Origin of the sequence: Streptomyces sp. NK08204 (assembly GCF_020400585.1) — a bacterium.
Lineage (GTDB): Bacteria > Actinomycetota > Actinomycetes > Streptomycetales > Streptomycetaceae > Streptomyces.
Genome location: NZ_JAINVF010000005.1, coordinates 1 through 15989, shown reverse-complemented (window position 1 = coordinate 15989; position 15989 = coordinate 1). Strand labels below are relative to the sequence as shown.

Sequence of the window (15989 nt, the reverse complement as noted above, 5' to 3'; positions counted from 1 at the left end):
TCTGGCGGCCTGACGGCCGTAGAGGAGCTACTGGGGGCCGCGCGGGCGCGGCGGTGCGGTGGTCTCGCGCAGGACGAGACGGATGGGCATCTGCACATGCCCGGGCCGGTCCGCGTCCGGCCCGTCGAGCTGGTGCAGCAGCAGCCGGGCGGCCTCGGCGCCCTGGCCGGCCACCGGCTGGGCGACGGTGGTCAGCCCGAGCACGTCGGACAGCTCGTGGTCGTCGAAGCCGACCACGGACACGTCGTCCGGCACCCGGAGCCGATGCCTCCTGAGCGCGCGCAACGCGCCCATCGCCATCTCGTCGGACTGCGCGAACACGGCGGTCGGTGGCCGGGAGGCGGCCAGCAGCTCGGTCATGGCCCGCTCGCCGCCCTCGATGGTGTAGTCGCCGTCCGCCTCCAGGGCGGGGTCGTGTGCGATTCCGGCGTCGGCCAGTACGTCCAGGTACGCCTGGCGACGCGCGACGGGCGTGGTCCAGTGCTGCGGCCCGCTCGACCCGCTGATCATGCCGATCCGGCGGTGGCCGAGGTTCACCAGATGCCGTACGGCGCTCTCCGCACCGGCGTGGTCGTCGATGCCGACGACGGTGAAGCCGGGGCGGGCGCCGCCGACCGTGCTGGCCAGCGGCACTCCGAGCGAACGCAGCGCCGCCGACTCCTCCTCGTCGGGGATGAGCAGCGACAGCACCGCGTCCACCCGCTTGCGGACCGGCATCTTGGTGAAGAAACGCTTGCGTGACTCCGGCGAACCCAGGTTGTACAGCAGGACGTCGTACCCGGCGGCGCTGAACACGTGCTCGGCCGCGTCCAGCACGGTGCCGAAGAACCAGCGGCCCACGTACGGCACCACGACCCCGATGGTGAAGGTGCGCCCGCTGGCCAGGCTGGACGCCGAACGGGACGCCGTATAGCCGAGCTGTGCGGCGACGGCCGTGATGTGCGCGCGCACCTCGTCGGAGACACCCGGCTGGCCGCGCAGGGCGCGGGACACGGTGGACGCCGAGACTCCAGCGGCGTGGGCGACATCGGTGATGCTGACCGTCACAGCGCATTTCTCCCGTCTGTTTCACATCGGTGTGACCTGGCGGTGACGTGACCGTAAGCCGGACCTCGCTGTTGCGCAAGCGTTTGCGTTCAGTTTTACTGGGGCCGATTCTCAAGTGAGACCTTCGAGGTCATTGGTCAGCGCATGCGTTTGAGCGCTGTGAGCCGACAGGAACTGTGCATGCGATACGCCCCGCCCGGCCTGTGCGTGAACGACTTCGCCCTGCTCCGCGACGGCGACGGCACCTACGCGGTGCTGCACCTGCAGGGCCCGTGGACGAGCGAGTTCGACCACCTGAGGATGGAGACCTCGTACGGCAGGGCCACCTCCACCGACCTGGTCGCCTGGCGGCCCGAGGGCACCGCCTTCGGCAACGGCCTGCCCGGCCGTTTCGACCAGCAAGCGGTGTGGACCATGCACCCCGTCCCGTACGGCGACGGAATGGCGATGTTCTACACGGGTGTGAGCGGACTGACGGCGGGCGGCTGGCCGTTGCAGTCGATAGGGCTGGCGTACTCCGACCGCACCGACGGCACCGGCTGGCGCCGCCACGGCAGCGGCCCCGTCGTCGAGGCGGACGCCCGCTGGTACCGCACCGGCGAACGCATGGGCTGGCGCGACCCGTTCGTCGTACGCGACGACGAGTCGGACGGCTGGGTCATGGTCGTGTGTGCGGCCGACGCCTCCCTGCCCGTGGAGGTCAGCGGCTGTGTGGCGTGGGCGACCTCGGACGATCTGGAGCACTGGACGGTCCACCCGCCGCTCATCTCGCCGGGCGACGTGGACGAGTTGGAGTGCCCGGTCCTGGAACGCCTCGACGACGGAAGCTGGTTGCTGATCGGTTCGATCGGCGCGACGCGCGGTTTCGAGGCGTGGACGGCGCCGAGGCTGAGGGGGCCGTGGACCCGGCGTGGTCCGCTGGGCCCGACCGGCTCGTACGCCCCGCGCGTCATCGCCGCTCCCGACGGCTCCCGCGTCGTCCTGCACACCACGCCTCGTCAGGTGGACCTGACGGACTCGGGCGACCGGTGCCGGGGCATGCTGGCCCAGCCCAAGTCCCTTGCGATAAGGGAAGGTTCGCTGCCCCGCCTGGAATGGTGGCCCGGTCTGGACGCCTGGCTGCTGGAGGAGACGAGGGAGCCGACGCTGCACGCGGTCGGTGATGTCGATGTCTCCGGGCCCGTGGAGATCACCCTGCGCACCGGCGACGACGGTCCGGCCCTGGCGGTCGGCTGCGACGGCAAGAACCTCCGGATCACCGGATCCGCCGGCGCGCCACTGGGCGAGACCGTTCTGCCCGAGCCCGCGGCTGCCCTGCGCATCCTCACCATCGGCGAGTACGTCGAGGTCTACGCCGACGGCGTCTTCGTCCTGACCGCCCTGTGCTACTCGGGGCGTCCCGCCCCCTGGACGGCGGTGACGGAAGGAAGCACCCGCACCGTCCCCGTACGCCCGGTCCGGCTGCCCGACCCGACCCGCGACGACGCCTCCGCCGTATGGCCCGGACCGGAAATGCCGAGGTGAAACGCCCACCTACCTCCGGGCCGGTCGCGCTCTCAGCTGGGGAAGCTTGGGCCCTACGGGCTCGACAGGCTTGCTGACCTGCTGCGGAGCGGCGTCATGACAGGTGGACGTGCTGGGTGAGTGACCGCTGTTCCCCGCGGTTCCCCGTCATGGCTTCGCGGCCTGAAGCGACGGCGCTTGGGCAGGCCATACGGCTCTGACGTGCGCAGATGGCTTTTGCCCGGGTGGTCGTGCGGGTCGGATCGCTGCTGTTGACCGTGGTTGTCTGCTCGGGGAACGTTTGGCGCGTGCACTGAGCTTGAGCAAAGCCCGTTCGGCACTGCAAGGCCGGCGGTCGTGGCTTTCCCCGGACCGGCCGACGCTTGCCCTTGGTTCAGTTGCCGGTTTCGGGGCCGTACCACTGGAGCGCCTGGCCGGTGACGGCGGCGATGCACTCGAAGTCCCGGTCGCGGTGCAGGAGGGTCAGTCCCTGCAGCTCAGCCGTGGCGGCCATCACGAGGTCGACGGCTCCGGCGCTGCGGTGCTGTCCGCGTTGGGTGCCGTCGGCATTCCGAAACCGGCTGAATGCTTCCGACCGCCCCTTCGCCGAGTAGCGACCGGGCCATGGACCCGACCCGGAAGGCAACTGGCTCGACCTCTCGGCACACGGCTTCGGCGGCCCGTGACCGCCGTCCGACGTCACCGGTTCTGAACCCCGACCAGACGTTCATCAGCCGACCCGGACGGTCCCAGGACGGGGGCAGCACCCACGCGAACAGCTCCCGGAACCGCCCGGACCAGATCAGTCGGCCAGCCGGTTGACGGCACCGGCGGTGATGCCCTTCATGTAGCCGGGGTCGTCGCTGGGCTGACCGGTGAGTTCGACGATGCCGAACCTGTGGCCGCTGCGGATCACCGCGACGCCGCCGGCAACCTTGCCGTCGCCGCTGAAGGCCGGGTACCAACGTCCCTCGCCGGCCTTGACGGTGATCGTGTGCCCCTTGCCGTAGTACCAGTGACCCCGCGGCTCGTCCTGGCAGCCGCGCACCAGTTTGTCGAGCTGCTTCTCGTACGAGGCCGCCGATGTGTCGGTGGTACCGTCCGCGACGGATTCGGTCAGCGAGGTGCCTTTGGTGTCGAAGGTCCAGGTCACGTCGGCATAGGCGGCAGCCTTCCCCTTGGTCAGTTCTCGCATCGTCTGCTCCCCGGAGCATGCCGAGAGAGCTTGCTTCCCGGTCAGGCCCACCGTCGCGCGGACCGGGGCCAGGCCCTGCTGGAAGAAGTCGTCACTCTGCATCAGGCCGGCGGAGCCGAGACCGGGTAGGGCAGGAGCGGCGGCAGGGGCGGTCGCCTGCCGGCTCGCAGAACTCATGTCCGCGCCGGCGGCGGGAAGCGCGCCGATGCCGACCGCTATCAGGGCGGCACCGACGGAGGCGGCTGTTCCTGCGGTGCGACCGCGACGCGCGAACTTCCTGCGGGCTGCCTGGTTGTCGAACATCTCATCTCCTGTCTGGTCGCGACGCGGTTGGCGTCGTCGTACATCTGGGAGATGCCGGAGGTACGGGAGATGTTGGATAGCGATCTACCGGATCGGTGTGACCTGTGTCACGTCCACTGGTGGGGCGGGGTGGTCTCAGAGCCGCGTCACGGCCGCACGGACGACCCGCGTCGTCGCAGCCGTGTCCAGGCAGGCATCAATCTCCAGGACCCCGTAGTGCGAGCCGTTGCGGAGTATGGCGACGCCGCCACACGGCTCCTTGTCTCGTGGCGCGGTCCCTGTGGTGTTCAGGTCGCCGCCGTAAACACCCATCCAACTCGCGGTGATGTCCGCAGCGACGACAATCGTGTGCGTCGGCCCGTAGATCCAGTGGGTGGCGGGCTCGCTCTGGCACGGCACTTCCTCCAACAGCAGGCGTTCCGCGTAGTTCTGAGCCAGTGCGCGGCTTCCGGCGTCGTCGGCGACTTCGCGAGCGACCTGATCGTCGATGTTCGTCGCCTCGGTAGGGTCGCCGTGGCCTGTGTCCTTGCTCGTCACCAACCCGCGGAAGTGCGCGCCGTACGATCCCAGCGTCTCGCCGAGGGTCTTCTCGCCGGCGCAGGTCGCGTTGGCGTAGTTGCCGTCTCCGACGCGATCCCGCACGTAGATGCGCTTGGAGAGACCAACCTTCCTGAAGTCGGCCGCTGTCAACAAGTGCCGGTTCGTCATGGGCCCACTCGCGGGCCTCGGCGTCGGAGAGCCGTTGCCTGGCGAGGACGCCGCAGCGCCTGGCGTCACCGTCGGGGTGGCCGGAGCAGAGGGCGCGGGCAGGACGAACCGGCCGGTCAACAGGCCGAGTCCGATGGCTACCGTCAGGATGACGACGATCGTCCGAGGACGCACGGCAGCACCTCCCGGCCCGCGGTCGAGCTGATGCCAGGTGAGAGCGGGAAGCCGGGGCGTCTCAGAGGCCACCGCCGAGACGGTCCCGCATGAAGCGACGGGCCTGATGGATGCGGTCCTTGACCGTGCCCAAAGGAGCGTCGGTGATCTCGGCGACCTGAAGATAGGTCAGGTCTCCGAGATCGCGGAGCACGAAGGACTCCACCAGAGCCGGGTGCCGCTCCTCCAGTGCGGCCAGCGACTCCATCAGGTCCAGGCGGGTCCCCGCGATGACGCTCGTCGTCCGTGGATCGACACCGTCGGGAACGATGGCATGACTGTCCTCCGCGCGTCGGCGCATCGAGCGATACGTGGACCTGGCGGCGTTCGAGGCGATCACTGTCACCCAGCCGAGGAACGAGCCTCGCCCGGTGTACTCGTGCAGATGTGTGCTGATGGACAACAGGGCGTCCTGCGCGGCCTCTTCGGCGTCGGCGTGGTGCGGAAGGAACCGGGAGCAGCGGCGCATCACGGTGGGCCGAAGCCTGACGAGGAGGCGGTCCAGGGACGCCCGGTCACCTGCCTGGGCAGACGCCACGAGGTGCGTCAGCTCGTCCTCCTCGAGCACCCTGCTGTCCCCCCGCTATCGTCCGACCTGGACCCCACTGGGTCGCACGGAAGTTCCCGACTACAGCCAGCCACATCCGTCACATCGCCCCGGGAAAAATGTTGCCACATGCAGAAGCTAGGTCGTTATCTCCTCGAGGACAGGCTGGGAGCCGGTTCGTTCGCCACCGTCTGGAAGGCATACGACCCCGAGCTTGACACCGATGTCGCGGTCAAGGTGCTGGCCGACAACTGGGCGTCGAACGCCGATGTACGACAGCGCTTCCTGGCGGAGGCGAGGCTGCTCCGCAGGATCTCCAGCCCACGTGTCGTGCGCGTGCACGACGTCGGCGTCCAGGACGACCGGCCGTACTTCGTCATGGACTACGTCCGAGGCGGCACGCTGGCCGAGAAGACAGGGCACTGCCGGCCCGCGGAGGCGCTCCGGCTCGCGGCCGAGGCTGGGTACGCAGTTCAGGTGCTCCATGACGCGGGCGTCATCCACCGCGACATCAAGCCGTCGAACCTCTTGCTCGACGCCGACCGCACGCCTGCCGCCGTACTTGTCGCGGACCTCGGCAGCGCGAAGCAACTGGCCGACGCGTCGGGGCTGACAGTCACCACCGGCACTCCCGCGTACATGGCGCCCGAACAGGTCTTCCAGACGGGCGGGTTCGACGGTCGAGCCGATGTGTACGCCCTCGGTGTCGTCGCGTTCGAGTTGTTGACCGGACGCAAGCCGTTCGGGTCGGGCGGTCGCACAGTCCTGGTGACGCAGCAGGCGTCGACGACGTCGTTGCCGTCCCTTCCCAGGGAGCTGGGGGTTCCGGACGGCATCGAAGCACTGCTTCGCGCTGCGCTGTCCGTCGAACCTGACGAACGACCCCAGACCGCGCAGGCGTTCGCGGATGCGCTGCTGTCGCGGGAGGGAGAGCAGTGGGCGTCGGCGTCGGTCAGGTCTTCGGGGCCGACGCGCCTGATGGTCTGGCTTGCGGCGGTCGTCGTGTACCTGATGACAGCGGTGCTGACCTGGTTGTCCCGCTGAAGTTGCGGGTACCGCGTCCCATACAGAAGGTGCCGCCTGTTCGCGAGCGCCCACGCAGGTTCCGGCACGACGCCCGCCGCAGCTCATGGTTCGCCTCGGTGCCTTCGGCCTGCTGGGGAGACATCGCTGTCCGCGGTGCACTGCTGGGCGAGCAGGCCGGTGGGCAAAGTGCCCGCTCTGACGGGCACGGTATTGAGCTGCTCGGTCGGACATCCGGTCCGGAGCACCTTCGCACGGGCACAGAGCTTGGAGAAAGCCCGCTTCGCGCTCAGCTTCGGTCGGCTCAGCTCGGCTTCTGCTCCTGCGGCACCTCCGTGCCGTACAGCTCGGCCGAGGCGTTCACATGGGCCAGCCTCCGCAGCGCGCTGAACATCGCCTCGCCCAGTACGGTCCCGACCACCACGGCCTCCACCATGTCCTCGACCGCCACCCGTTGGCCCACGTAACGGAGGTCGGCGCGGGCGACCTGCTCGGCTGCGTCGGCGTAGTCGTCGAGCACTTCGACAAAGGCCCCGTGGCCCAACCGCTCCAGGGCGGCGAGGACCTTGGCCAGGTCGGTGGCGGCGGGGTTCGACTCGTGCGTGCGCCAGCCGCGCCGGGAGATGAGGTCGGCGACGACGGCCCGTGCGGCCGCCGACTCGGCGTCGTCGTGCTCGATGTCCCCGCTGCCGAGGCGGTCCGCGGCAGCGCCGAGCACTTTGTGCAGAGGGCGCTCCGGGTCGTCGAGGGCCGCCAGTACGTCCGCGATTTCGGCCACCTTCATGCCGCCGACCTCCAGCAGGGCTCGAATCAGCTGCAGCCGACGCTCATGCGCCTCGCTGTAGGTCGCCTGGTTCGGGCTGGTCAGCTCGCCCGGAGGCAGCAGGCCCTCACGGACGTAGTACTTGATCGTCGGCACCGGCACCCCGGTCTTGCGGCTCAACTCGCCAATGCGCACAGCCGGTTCACTCCTCGACCTTCGCCCTGAGGCCGGGCCGGCCCTTGCCGACCCGGCCCCCATCATAGATAGTTGGGCTATCGGATAGCGGATAGTGCCGCTATCCACTTAGGGGGTAGTCATGTCTTTTTCACGTCCACCTTCCCGGCCTGCGCCGTTGTGGTCGCCGTCGGCGCCGTGGCGGTCATGGCATCGGCCGCTGGTGCTGTTCGCGGCAGCGATGGCGCTGATGGCGGTCATATCCGCGGTGGGACTCGCCATGGACGACCGTGTCCTGGTGGGTGCGCCGATCTGGTTCAAGCCGTTCAAGTTCTCGGTCTCGTTCGTGGCGTACTGCCTCTCCCTGGCCTGGATGCTGTCGCTTCTGCCCAGCGGACGACGCGTGGGCTGGTGGGCGGGGACGGTCGTCGCGCTGGCGAGCCTCATCGAGATGGTGATCATCACCGGGCAGGTGGTGCGCGGGAAACGCAGCCACTTCAACCACGAAACACCCTTCGACGAGGCGCTGTTCAACGCGATGGGCGTGACAGTCGCCATCCTCTGGCTCGGCACACTCGCCATCGCCGTGCTGCTGCTCCGCGCCCGAATCGCCGACCGCGCATCCGCCTGGGCGATGCGCTCCGGCATCATCCTGGCGCTGGCAGGGGCCGGTGTCGGCTTCCTGATGAGCCGACCCGCGCCGGGACAGAGGCGCGGCGTCTCAAAGGTGGTCGGCGCGCACAGCGTGGGCGTGCCGGACGGCGGTCCGTCGATGCCGCTGACCGGCTGGTCGACGACGGGAGGCGATCTACGGATCCCGCACTTCGTCGGCATGCATGCGCTGCAGCTCCTGCCGCTGCTGGTCACGGTGCTGACCGCCCTCGCGCCACGCTTCACTCGACTTGCCGACGACCGGATACGGCTGCGCCTGGTGCTGCTCGCCTCGGGAACGTATGCCGCCACCTTCGCGCTGGTTCTCTGGCAGGCGTTGCGGGGTCAGCCACTGATCCACCCGGATGGCGCCACGTTGAGGGTGGCCGCACTGATCCTGTCGGCCGGCGCTCTCGGGACCTACGCATCCCTGAGGGCTCCGACTCCCTCGCCGGTCAGGGCAAATGGCTCGGACGGCGCCCCCACTCCCAAGGAACTCGTGCCATGACCGGATTCCTCTTCGAGTTCTCCTTCTGGCTCGCCGCACCCGTATGGCTGCTCATGATCTTCGCGCCCGGGTGGGGGCCGACCGCCCGCATCGCCGGGTCACCGTGGACCGTGGTGCCCGTGCTGCTGGTCTATCTCGCACTGGCGGTCCCGGTGTTCCCCGAGCTCTGGGCCGCGGTCCGCAGCCCGGATCTGGGCACATTCCGCGATCTGACGGCCCTCGCGGACGGCGCGGGGGCCATCTGGTCACAGGTCATCGCCTGGGATCTGCTGATCGGCCAATGGATGTACCGGGAGGCCAGGCGGCTGAGGATGTCCGCCCTGCTGATGGGGCCGCTGCTGGTTCTCACGATCTTGCTGTCACCGTTCGGACTGTTGCTCTTCCTGGGGCTGCGCGCCGCAAGGTCATGGCGTGCGACCCGCGAAGACCTGGCGGCTACCGTGGTCGGCGGCGCCAGGTAGTCGGCGCTCGGGATCCATGGGTGCCGGCCGCAACAGCGCAGCGTCATGGTGCGGATGTGGTCCGAGGCGCGCGCCACCTGCCGGTCTGGACGGCAAACAACCCGCGGTCGTGACCTGGGGTTGTTGGCTGGGGCGGTGATGCCTGGCCTTGTCGGACTGGGGCATAAACAAACCCCAGGCCGCCGACCTGGGGTTTCATTATGGAGCGGGTGACGAGAATCGAACTCGCGCTCTCAGCTTGGGAAGCTGATGTTCTACCATTAAACTACACCCGCGTAGTTCGGGCTGTCGGCCCCGTGGGTCGAAGTCCGGAACGCTGCTCACTGTACATCATCACAGACCCCCGGTGCCTGGACCCTGGGGTCTGATCGCGTTTCAGGGGTGGGATCCGGCTGCGGGGGGCGGGAGTTGGGGCGTACGGTGGGGTGCGGAAGAGGGCCCGGCGGGGTCGGAGCGCCGCCTGGAGAGTCGTCTCTTTGATCCCGTAATGTGCCGTTTGGCGCCAGGCGAGCAGTAGCCCGGCGCGGCTCTTGGGGAAGGGACTTCAGGACTTGATGGAGCGCACCGTCGTCCGTTGTGCCGATGGGCACGTGTTCAGTACCGCTTCGTTCCCGATGCAGAAGGCCGAGCGGCTCGGCCCCGGCCGGCTCGTGCGGTGTCCTCGGTGTGCCCGGCTCCGCAGTGCGGTGCCGGTCGCGCTGGAGAAGCACTAGCCGGGCGGGAAGCGGGAGCGCGGGCGGTAACACAGGCGCGCGGAGTCGTCACGATTGTCACGGCTGCGCGCGCCTTGCGTATCCTCGGGGCGTGCTTCTCTCAGACAAGGACATCCGGGCCGAGATCGACGCCGGACGGGTACGGATCGATCCCTTTGACGATTCCATGGTGCAGCCGTCGAGTGTCGACGTGCGGCTGGACCGCTATTTCCGGGTGTTCGAGAACCACCGGTACCCGCACATCGACCCCTCCGTCGAGCAGGCCGATCTGACGCGGTTGGTCGAGCCCGAGGGGGACGAGCCGTTCATCCTGCACCCCGGGGAGTTCGTGCTCGCTTCGACGTACGAGGTCATCACGCTGCCGGACGATCTTGCCTCCCGGCTGGAGGGCAAGAGTTCGCTCGGGCGGCTCGGGCTGGTCACGCACTCCACCGCCGGGTTCATCGACCCGGGGTTCAGTGGCCATGTCACCCTGGAGCTGTCGAACCTCGCCACCCTGCCCATCAAGCTCTGGCCCGGGATGAAGATCGGGCAGCTGTGCATGTTCCGGCTCAGCTCGCCCGCGGAGCACCCGTACGGCAGTGAGCGCTACGGCTCCCGGTACCAGGGGCAGCGCGGGCCGACCGCCTCGCGGTCCTTCCTGAACTTCCACCGGACCCAGGTGTGAGGACGCAGGTGACATGAGCGACGCGCGGGAGAATCTGACCTACGAGCGGTTCGGGACCGCCGTCCGGGAGCTGGCGCAGACTATCGCCGACGACGGGTACGAGCCCGACGTCGTGCTGAGCATCGCCCGCGGCGGTGTGTTCGTGGCCGGCGGGCTCGCCTACGCCCTCGACTGCAAGAACATCCACCTCGTGAACGTGGAGTTCTACACCGGCGTCGGGACGACGCTCGAGATGCCGGTCATGCTCGCGCCCGTTCCGAACGTGATCGACTTCTCCGACAAGAAGGTGCTGATCACCGACGACGTCGCCGACACCGGCAAGACGCTCAAACTCGTGCGGGACTTCTGCCTCGAGACCGTCGCCGAGGTGCGCTCCGCCGTGATCTACGAGAAGTCGCACTCGCTCGTGAAGTGCGAGTACGTGTGGAAGCGGACGGACGACTGGATCAACTTCCCCTGGTCCGTTCTCCCCCCGTGCCGTAAGGCCGGCACGCCGGTCACGCCGTCGAAGGAAGCGCTCTGAGCCGTTGATGGCCCTGGCATGCGCTAGCTCGGGCGGATGTCGTTCAGGCTGTCGACGACCGTCACGGACGGGGCGGCTGAAGGCATGGGCACCTGGATGAGGATGGGGACGTACACCATTTCGCCGTGCCGGAACTCGGCCTTCCAGGAATGCCGGTAGCACACGATCTCGTTCGGGCTGCCGCGCGTCGCGTAGCACTGGAGCACCGAACTCGCGGGTGCGGCCCGCGCTTTCTGTGGCAGGGCACCTGCGGCACCCGCTGATGCGCCCCATGCGCCGAGCGTCAGGCAGCAGGAGGCTGCGGCTGCAAGGCTGACCGTCCGCAATGCTGCTTTCTTCATACCCAGCACCCTGAAAGCTCCGAGTGTCCGATTCGCTCCATTGTCGCACCCGGGCGTTCCTCCGGCGCGGCGGTCCGTTCCGCGAAGCACTGCGTCCCGCCGGCTGACGACGGGACGCAGGGACGCAGTGATCAAGTGGTGTCCCACCGGTGTCTGCCGGCCGGCGGGCTTCGACGCGCCGGTGAGCGGCTAGAACGTGCCCAGTTTCACGATCGACAGCAGTGCGATCAGCTGGATCGCCGACGCCGCCAGAGCCTTCGGCCAGGGCAGGTCGTGCGAGCGGGAGACCATCAGGGTCAGCAGGGCGCCCGCGCCGATCCAGGTGGCCCAGCCGAGGAGCTGGACGAAGCCGGCGTCGCCGCCGAAGAACAGGGCGAAGACCAGGCGAGGGGCGTCCGTGAGGGACATGATCAGCATGGACAGGCCGACCGTGGGCTGCCAGGCGCCGTCGCCGCCGAGCTGGCGGGCGAGGGTGTGGGTGACCGCGCCCAGCACGACGGCGCTGATCACCATGGCCACCGCCGTCACCAGGACGATCGGCACCGCGTTCGAGAGCGTGGCGTTGATCGCGTCCTGGCGGGCACCGTCGAAGCCGAAGACGGCGAGCAGGCCGTAGAGGAAGGTGACGACGAGGGCCGGGCCCCACATCGTGTAGTCCCGCATCCGCAGGAACGTCTGGTCGGGGCTGAAGACGATGCCCCGCAGCAGCTCCTTCCAGTGCAGGCGCGGTCCGAGCGGGGCGGACGGCGCGGCCGAGCCCGCCTGGTAGGTCTCGCCCTGGGTGTAGCCGGCGGCCTCGTCGATGGAGAACGCCTGGGTGTGGCCCGGATTGTCGGCCGCGTACGGGTCGTGGCCGCCGCCCTGGCCGTATCCCGGGCCCGGGGCCGCGTAGCCGCCGTCGCCGAAGTACTCCGGTCCGTCGTCCTGCCGCGGCTGCCACTGGCCGCCGGGGCCGTACGCGGGCCGCTGCTGCGGGTACGGCTGCGGCGCCGACGGGTAGCCGTACGACGGCCCGCCGGGCTGCTGACCCCTGGGCTGCCGTCCGTGCGACCCCGGTCCCGGCCGGCCGTACGACCCCTGCGGCGCCTGCTGTCCCTGCGGAGGGCGGTTGTCCCGGCCCCCGCGTCCGTTCCTGAATCCAGCCACGTCATCGAACGTACCTGGTCCGGTCACGTCACGTGCCGGACCCGGGTGTTCAGGCCCGGCTTTGCGGCCGAGCTGTGACATCCCCTAGGGGACCGTCAGGGGAGGGTCGGGGGCGGACCGGGGGTTCCTGACGGTTCCACCGGCCCGGCAGCGCTCCGAAGGGTGCTCGGCCCCCCCGGTACGTCCCCGAAGTGCGGCAGGCCCGCCGGGCCGTCCAGGGGCGTGCCGGCGGGCCTCGGAGCCGGTGGCGGTGATGCCGGACGCGCGGACCTGAACGGCCACACGGCTCCGGCGCCCGCTCAGTCGGCGAAGAGCGCGCCGAACTGGGGCGTGCCGGCCGTGGAGACGCCCACGGTGGACGCGCCGATCTGGCGGGAGCCGCTCGTGGTGATCTTCGTGCCGTTGGACGGCAGGTACGTGAGCGCACCGTCGCCGCCGTTCTCGTACGAGCCCACCACCAGGTCGGCCTTGCCGTCGCCGGTGACGTCGTCGAGCTTGACGTCGGCGCCGAACAGGTCGCTCTTCTCGTCGCCGCCCGGGACGCCCGCGCTGCTCTGGGCGAAGGACTGCATGCCGGAGGTGGTGTTCACGCCGGCCGAGGAGCCGTACAGGACGGTGACCATGCCGGTGTCGGGGACACCGGCGATGTCCTCCTTCGGGGTGCTGACGACGAGGTCCTGGTAGCCGTCGCCGTTGACGTCTCCGAGGTCGAGGTCCCAGCCGAAGGTGTCGCCCTTCTCCGAGGAGCCGGGCACGTTGCCGGTGTCCTGGGTGATGCCGGTGGTGCCGGCCGGGCCCGAGCCGGAGCCGTAGGTGATGTTCACCTTGCCGCCCTTGGCGGAGTCCGGGACGGGTGTGCCGTCGCTGGTGGTGTTGTCCCAGCCGGCCCCGCTCACGATGTCGCCGTAGCCGTCGCCGTTGATGTCGCCGATGGCGGTGATGATGCCGGGCTTGAGAGCCTTGGCCGAGGAGCCGCTCAGACCGCTCGCGATGCCGGGCAGCCAGTAGTTGGTGTTCCAGCCGTACGAGGTCGTGGTCTCGTAGCCGTCGACGACGAGGTCGGTGCGGCCGTCGCCGTTGACGTCACCGGCGGTCAGGTTCACCGGACCGTACGGGTAGTCGTTGGTGCCCGACAGGATGGGCGGCTTGACGGTGGTACGGCTGCCGTAGCCGCCGGAGGTGGTGAAGCCGCCCTTGTAGAGGTAGAGGGTGGCGGTGGAGCTGCCGACGACCAGGTCGGTCTTGCCGTCGCCGTCGAAGTCGCCCGCGGCCAGGTTCTTGCCCCAGTAGTCGTGGGCGGAGGGGGCCGGGTCGGTGACATGGATGCTCTTGCCGGTCAGACCGCTGCTGGAGCCCAGGAGGATGGCGAGGTCGCCGCCGTTGGTGTCGGTGCCGACCTTCTCGTGCAGGGTCCCGACCGCGAGGTCGTCGTAGCCGTCGCCGTTGAAGTCGGCGTACGCCAGCGCGGTGCCGAACATGTCGCCCGTCTCGGCGTCGCCGGGCACGCCCGTGGTGTTCTGGCTGATGGTGGTGTGCTTGGCGGAGGAAACGCCGGTGGCGGTGCCGTACACCACGACGACCTGACCGGCCTTGTCGTGGCCGTTGACGGAGGCGGTGGGCGCCGAGGTGGCGATGTCGCCGATGCCGTCGCCGTTGAAGTCGGCCTTGGCGACCTTGACGGAGTCGGCGGCGGTCGCGGGTGACGCGGCGAAGGTGAGCAGACCGCCCGTCAGGGCGGCTGCCGTGGCCGTTGCCAGGGCCAGTCGGGGATACGTGTGCATGCGGTCTCCTCGGCATGCGGGGGATGCCTGGGGGAGCATCCGCAGACGGTGTTGTGCGTTCTGCCCGTGTTCACCACCGGTCGTTCCGTGGTTCACGGGATGGATGGCGATCTGGAGACCTGCCGGGACACACGAAGGTTGGGGATATTTTCGGTCACGGCAGGGGTTGCTGTGCCTGACTGCCGGGGGCTTTCCGCGCCGGGGGACCGGGCGCTCGCTGGAGGGGGTACGGATGGCGTCCGTGCTGGTGTGGCTGGTCCGGATGTGCGGGCTGGTGGGATGGGGCGCGGGGGCGGTCGCGTGTGCATGGCTGCTGGGGGTCGCGCCCACGTCACATCCCTGGAACGGGCCGTTGGTGTGGGGTGGCGTGGCTGCCGGGTCCACGGCGCCGCGGGTGGTGGCGCTGTGGGCGCTGCGGCTGATGGACGAGGCGGGACCGCCGGGCCTTGGCGGGGTCTCGCTGAAGAAGGGCGTGCGGCAGAGCGGCGTGGGGAAGACCGGCGCACGAAGACCCGGCTTCGACGACTGCGCGCTGTGGGTCAAGGGCCGCACGGCTGTCGTCTGGCTGCTGGTGGCCGTCGCCTCCGGGGCCATGTTCGCGTGCCTGATGAGCATGCCGTCCGACGGGCGGATCGAGAAGCTGCGGGACGCGGGCGCCGGGGTGAGCACGGCACGTGTGGTGGGCAAGCCGCTGCGGACACGGGCCGAGCTGGACGACGAGGACCAGGTGCAGGGCTATGCCTCACGGCTGGTGCTGGCGGTCGACGGCGGTCCCGGGCACCTCCTCGTGAAGGGTGCGTACACCTACGACGAACCGCGCGACGGCACCCGGGTCCAGGTGCTGTGGTCCCCGTCCGAACCCGGACTGGGCGGATACGTCAACGAGGCCAAGGACCTGCCGACCCTTGCCGCCGGCCGGTGGAAGGCGTTCCCGGACGACGAGTCGGGAAGGGCGGCGCTGCACGCCTTCGTTCTCCTCGCCGTGGTCGGCGGTGTCGTCATGGGTTCGGTCTTCTCCCTGGCCCCCGACACGGACTCCCTCCGGGAACGGGCCTGGTCGGCCTGGGCACAGACGGTCCGTGGCCTGTTCGTCGTCGGGCTGTACCTGGCGTGGCGCCCGATCCTGCTGGGGCAGGAGGCGACCGTGGTGTCGTACGTGTTCGCCGGGGGCGGCTTCGTACTCATCCTCTTGGTGTACGCCGGCACGACCGCCTTCTGAGAACGGCCGGGGTGTGGGTCAGGATGGGTCCATGAGCGTAGTGAAGATCAACGTGCTGACCGTTCCCGCCGAGCAGCGGGAGGTTCTGGAGAAGCGGTTCGCCTCGCGGGCCCACGCCGTGGAGAACTCCGACGGCTTCGAATGGTTCGAGCTGCTGCGGCCCGTCGAGGGCACCGACCAGTACCTGGTGTACACGCGCTGGCGTGACGAGGAGTCGTTCCAGGCGTGGATGGAGGGGCCGATGAAGTCGGCGCACCAGGGAGGCGGAGAGGGCGGGGAGCGCCCGAAGCCCGCGGCCTCCGGCTCGACTCTGTGGTCCTTCGAGGTCGTCCAGCAGGCGGGGCCCAAGGAGGCGTAGCCACCGCGGATACGACGGCGCCCCCTGCCTGTGCGGGTCAGGGGGCGCCGTCGGGCTTTTCAGCGGCCGGTCATGTCACCGGGGTGTCACTTCACCGGCTCGGGCTCAGGCTCGCTCTCCAGCTCCGTCTCGCCCGCCGGGTCGA

At 69.5% G+C, this 15989-nt stretch carries 15 protein-coding genes, 1 tRNA gene and 2 pseudogenes; 8 read left to right on the top strand and 10 right to left on the bottom strand.

The genetic code is table 11. The features are described from left to right. Positions 1–27: 27 nt before the first annotated feature. Positions 28–1047 carry a LacI family DNA-binding transcriptional regulator gene (locus K7G59_RS09740; protein WP_225832325.1) on the bottom strand — a complete coding sequence of 340 codons (1020 nt, stop codon included), beginning with the start codon at positions 1045–1047 and terminating at the stop codon, positions 28–30. A 144-nt stretch (positions 1048–1191) separates the two neighbouring features. Between K7G59_RS09740 and K7G59_RS35285 the strand changes: the two are divergent. After that, positions 1192–1815, top strand: a pseudogene (locus tag K7G59_RS35285) (mucin-1); the annotation flags it as partial. Positions 1816–2944: 1129 nt separating this feature from the next. Here the strand turns inward: K7G59_RS35285 and K7G59_RS09730 are convergent. The 4 genes and pseudogenes from K7G59_RS09730 to K7G59_RS09715 form a co-directional block, all read right to left on the bottom strand. Next, positions 2945–3109 (bottom strand): annotated as a pseudogene (locus K7G59_RS09730) (VapC toxin family PIN domain ribonuclease); the annotation flags it as partial. A gap of 243 nt (positions 3110–3352) precedes the next feature. Further along, positions 3353–4048 carry a hypothetical protein gene (locus tag K7G59_RS09725; protein WP_225832319.1) on the bottom strand — a complete coding sequence of 232 codons (696 nt, stop codon included), beginning with the start codon at positions 4046–4048 and terminating at the stop codon, positions 3353–3355. A gap of 135 nt (positions 4049–4183) precedes the next feature. Next, complete coding sequence (locus tag K7G59_RS09720; protein WP_225832316.1) at positions 4184–4756, bottom strand: hypothetical protein; 573 nt, start codon at positions 4754–4756, stop codon at positions 4184–4186. A gap of 235 nt (positions 4757–4991) precedes the next feature. Beyond that, positions 4992–5537 carry an RNA polymerase sigma factor gene (locus tag K7G59_RS09715; protein ID WP_225832314.1) on the bottom strand — a complete coding sequence of 182 codons (546 nt, stop codon included), beginning with the start codon at positions 5535–5537 and terminating at the stop codon, positions 4992–4994. Between the two features lie 108 nt (positions 5538–5645). Between K7G59_RS09715 and K7G59_RS09710 the strand changes: the two genes are divergently transcribed. Then, a complete protein-coding gene (locus K7G59_RS09710; protein ID WP_225832311.1) occupies positions 5646–6560 on the top strand; it encodes a serine/threonine-protein kinase in 915 nt (304 codons plus the stop codon). A 283-nt stretch (positions 6561–6843) separates the two neighbouring features. Here K7G59_RS09710 and K7G59_RS09705 read toward each other — a convergent pair whose 3' ends face one another. Continuing rightward, the gene (locus tag K7G59_RS09705; protein WP_225832308.1) at positions 6844–7497 is read right to left on the bottom strand and encodes a MerR family transcriptional regulator; all 654 of its coding nucleotides are present in this window, start codon (positions 7495–7497) and stop codon (positions 6844–6846) included. Positions 7498–7717: 220 nt separating this feature from the next. Between K7G59_RS09705 and K7G59_RS09700 the strand changes: the two genes are divergently transcribed. Both K7G59_RS09700 and K7G59_RS09695 read left to right on the top strand, forming a co-directional pair. Continuing rightward, positions 7718–8635, top strand: coding sequence for a hypothetical protein (locus K7G59_RS09700; protein ID WP_225833081.1), 918 nt, complete (start codon positions 7718–7720; stop codon positions 8633–8635). Further along, positions 8632–9096: an ABA4-like family protein gene (locus K7G59_RS09695; protein WP_225832306.1), complete on the top strand. Its 465-nt coding sequence runs from the start codon at positions 8632–8634 to the stop codon at positions 9094–9096. The genes K7G59_RS09700 and K7G59_RS09695 overlap by 4 nt, the downstream gene beginning before the upstream one ends. Before the next feature lie 201 nt (positions 9097–9297). On the opposite strand, the gene K7G59_RS09690 is transcribed toward K7G59_RS09695, so the two are convergent. Next, positions 9298–9371 (bottom strand) — tRNA-Gly (locus tag K7G59_RS09690). A gap of 529 nt (positions 9372–9900) precedes the next feature. Here K7G59_RS09690 and dcd point away from each other — a divergent pair. Continuing rightward, the gene (gene dcd, locus K7G59_RS09685; protein ID WP_225832303.1) at positions 9901–10476 is read left to right on the top strand and encodes a dCTP deaminase; all 576 of its coding nucleotides are present in this window, start codon (positions 9901–9903) and stop codon (positions 10474–10476) included. A gap of 13 nt (positions 10477–10489) precedes the next feature. Further along, the gene (locus K7G59_RS09680) at positions 10490–10999 is read left to right on the top strand and encodes a phosphoribosyltransferase (protein ID WP_225832300.1); all 510 of its coding nucleotides are present in this window, start codon (positions 10490–10492) and stop codon (positions 10997–10999) included. Positions 11000–11022: 23 nt separating this feature from the next. Here K7G59_RS09680 and K7G59_RS09675 read toward each other — a convergent pair whose 3' ends face one another. The 3 genes from K7G59_RS09675 to K7G59_RS09665 all read right to left on the bottom strand — a co-directional run bounded on the left by K7G59_RS09675 (position 11023) and on the right by K7G59_RS09665 (position 14267). Further along, positions 11023–11340, bottom strand: coding sequence for a hypothetical protein (locus K7G59_RS09675; RefSeq protein ID WP_225832297.1), 318 nt, complete (start codon positions 11338–11340; stop codon positions 11023–11025). Between the two features lie 189 nt (positions 11341–11529). Further along, entirely contained in the window at positions 11530–12567 is a 1038-nt protein-coding gene (locus tag K7G59_RS09670; RefSeq protein WP_225832294.1) for a Yip1 family protein, read from the bottom strand. Positions 12568–12785: 218 nt separating this feature from the next. Next, the gene (locus K7G59_RS09665) at positions 12786–14267 is read right to left on the bottom strand and encodes an FG-GAP and VCBS repeat-containing protein (protein ID WP_225832292.1); all 1482 of its coding nucleotides are present in this window, start codon (positions 14265–14267) and stop codon (positions 12786–12788) included. Between the two features lie 232 nt (positions 14268–14499). On the opposite strand from K7G59_RS09665, the gene K7G59_RS09660 reads away from it, so the two are divergent. After that, positions 14500–15486: a hypothetical protein gene (locus K7G59_RS09660; protein WP_225832289.1), complete on the top strand. Its 987-nt coding sequence runs from the start codon at positions 14500–14502 to the stop codon at positions 15484–15486. A 31-nt stretch (positions 15487–15517) separates the two neighbouring features. After that, a complete protein-coding gene (locus K7G59_RS09655; RefSeq protein ID WP_225832287.1) occupies positions 15518–15844 on the top strand; it encodes an antibiotic biosynthesis monooxygenase in 327 nt (108 codons plus the stop codon). The last annotated feature ends 145 nt before the right edge of the window (positions 15845–15989 follow it).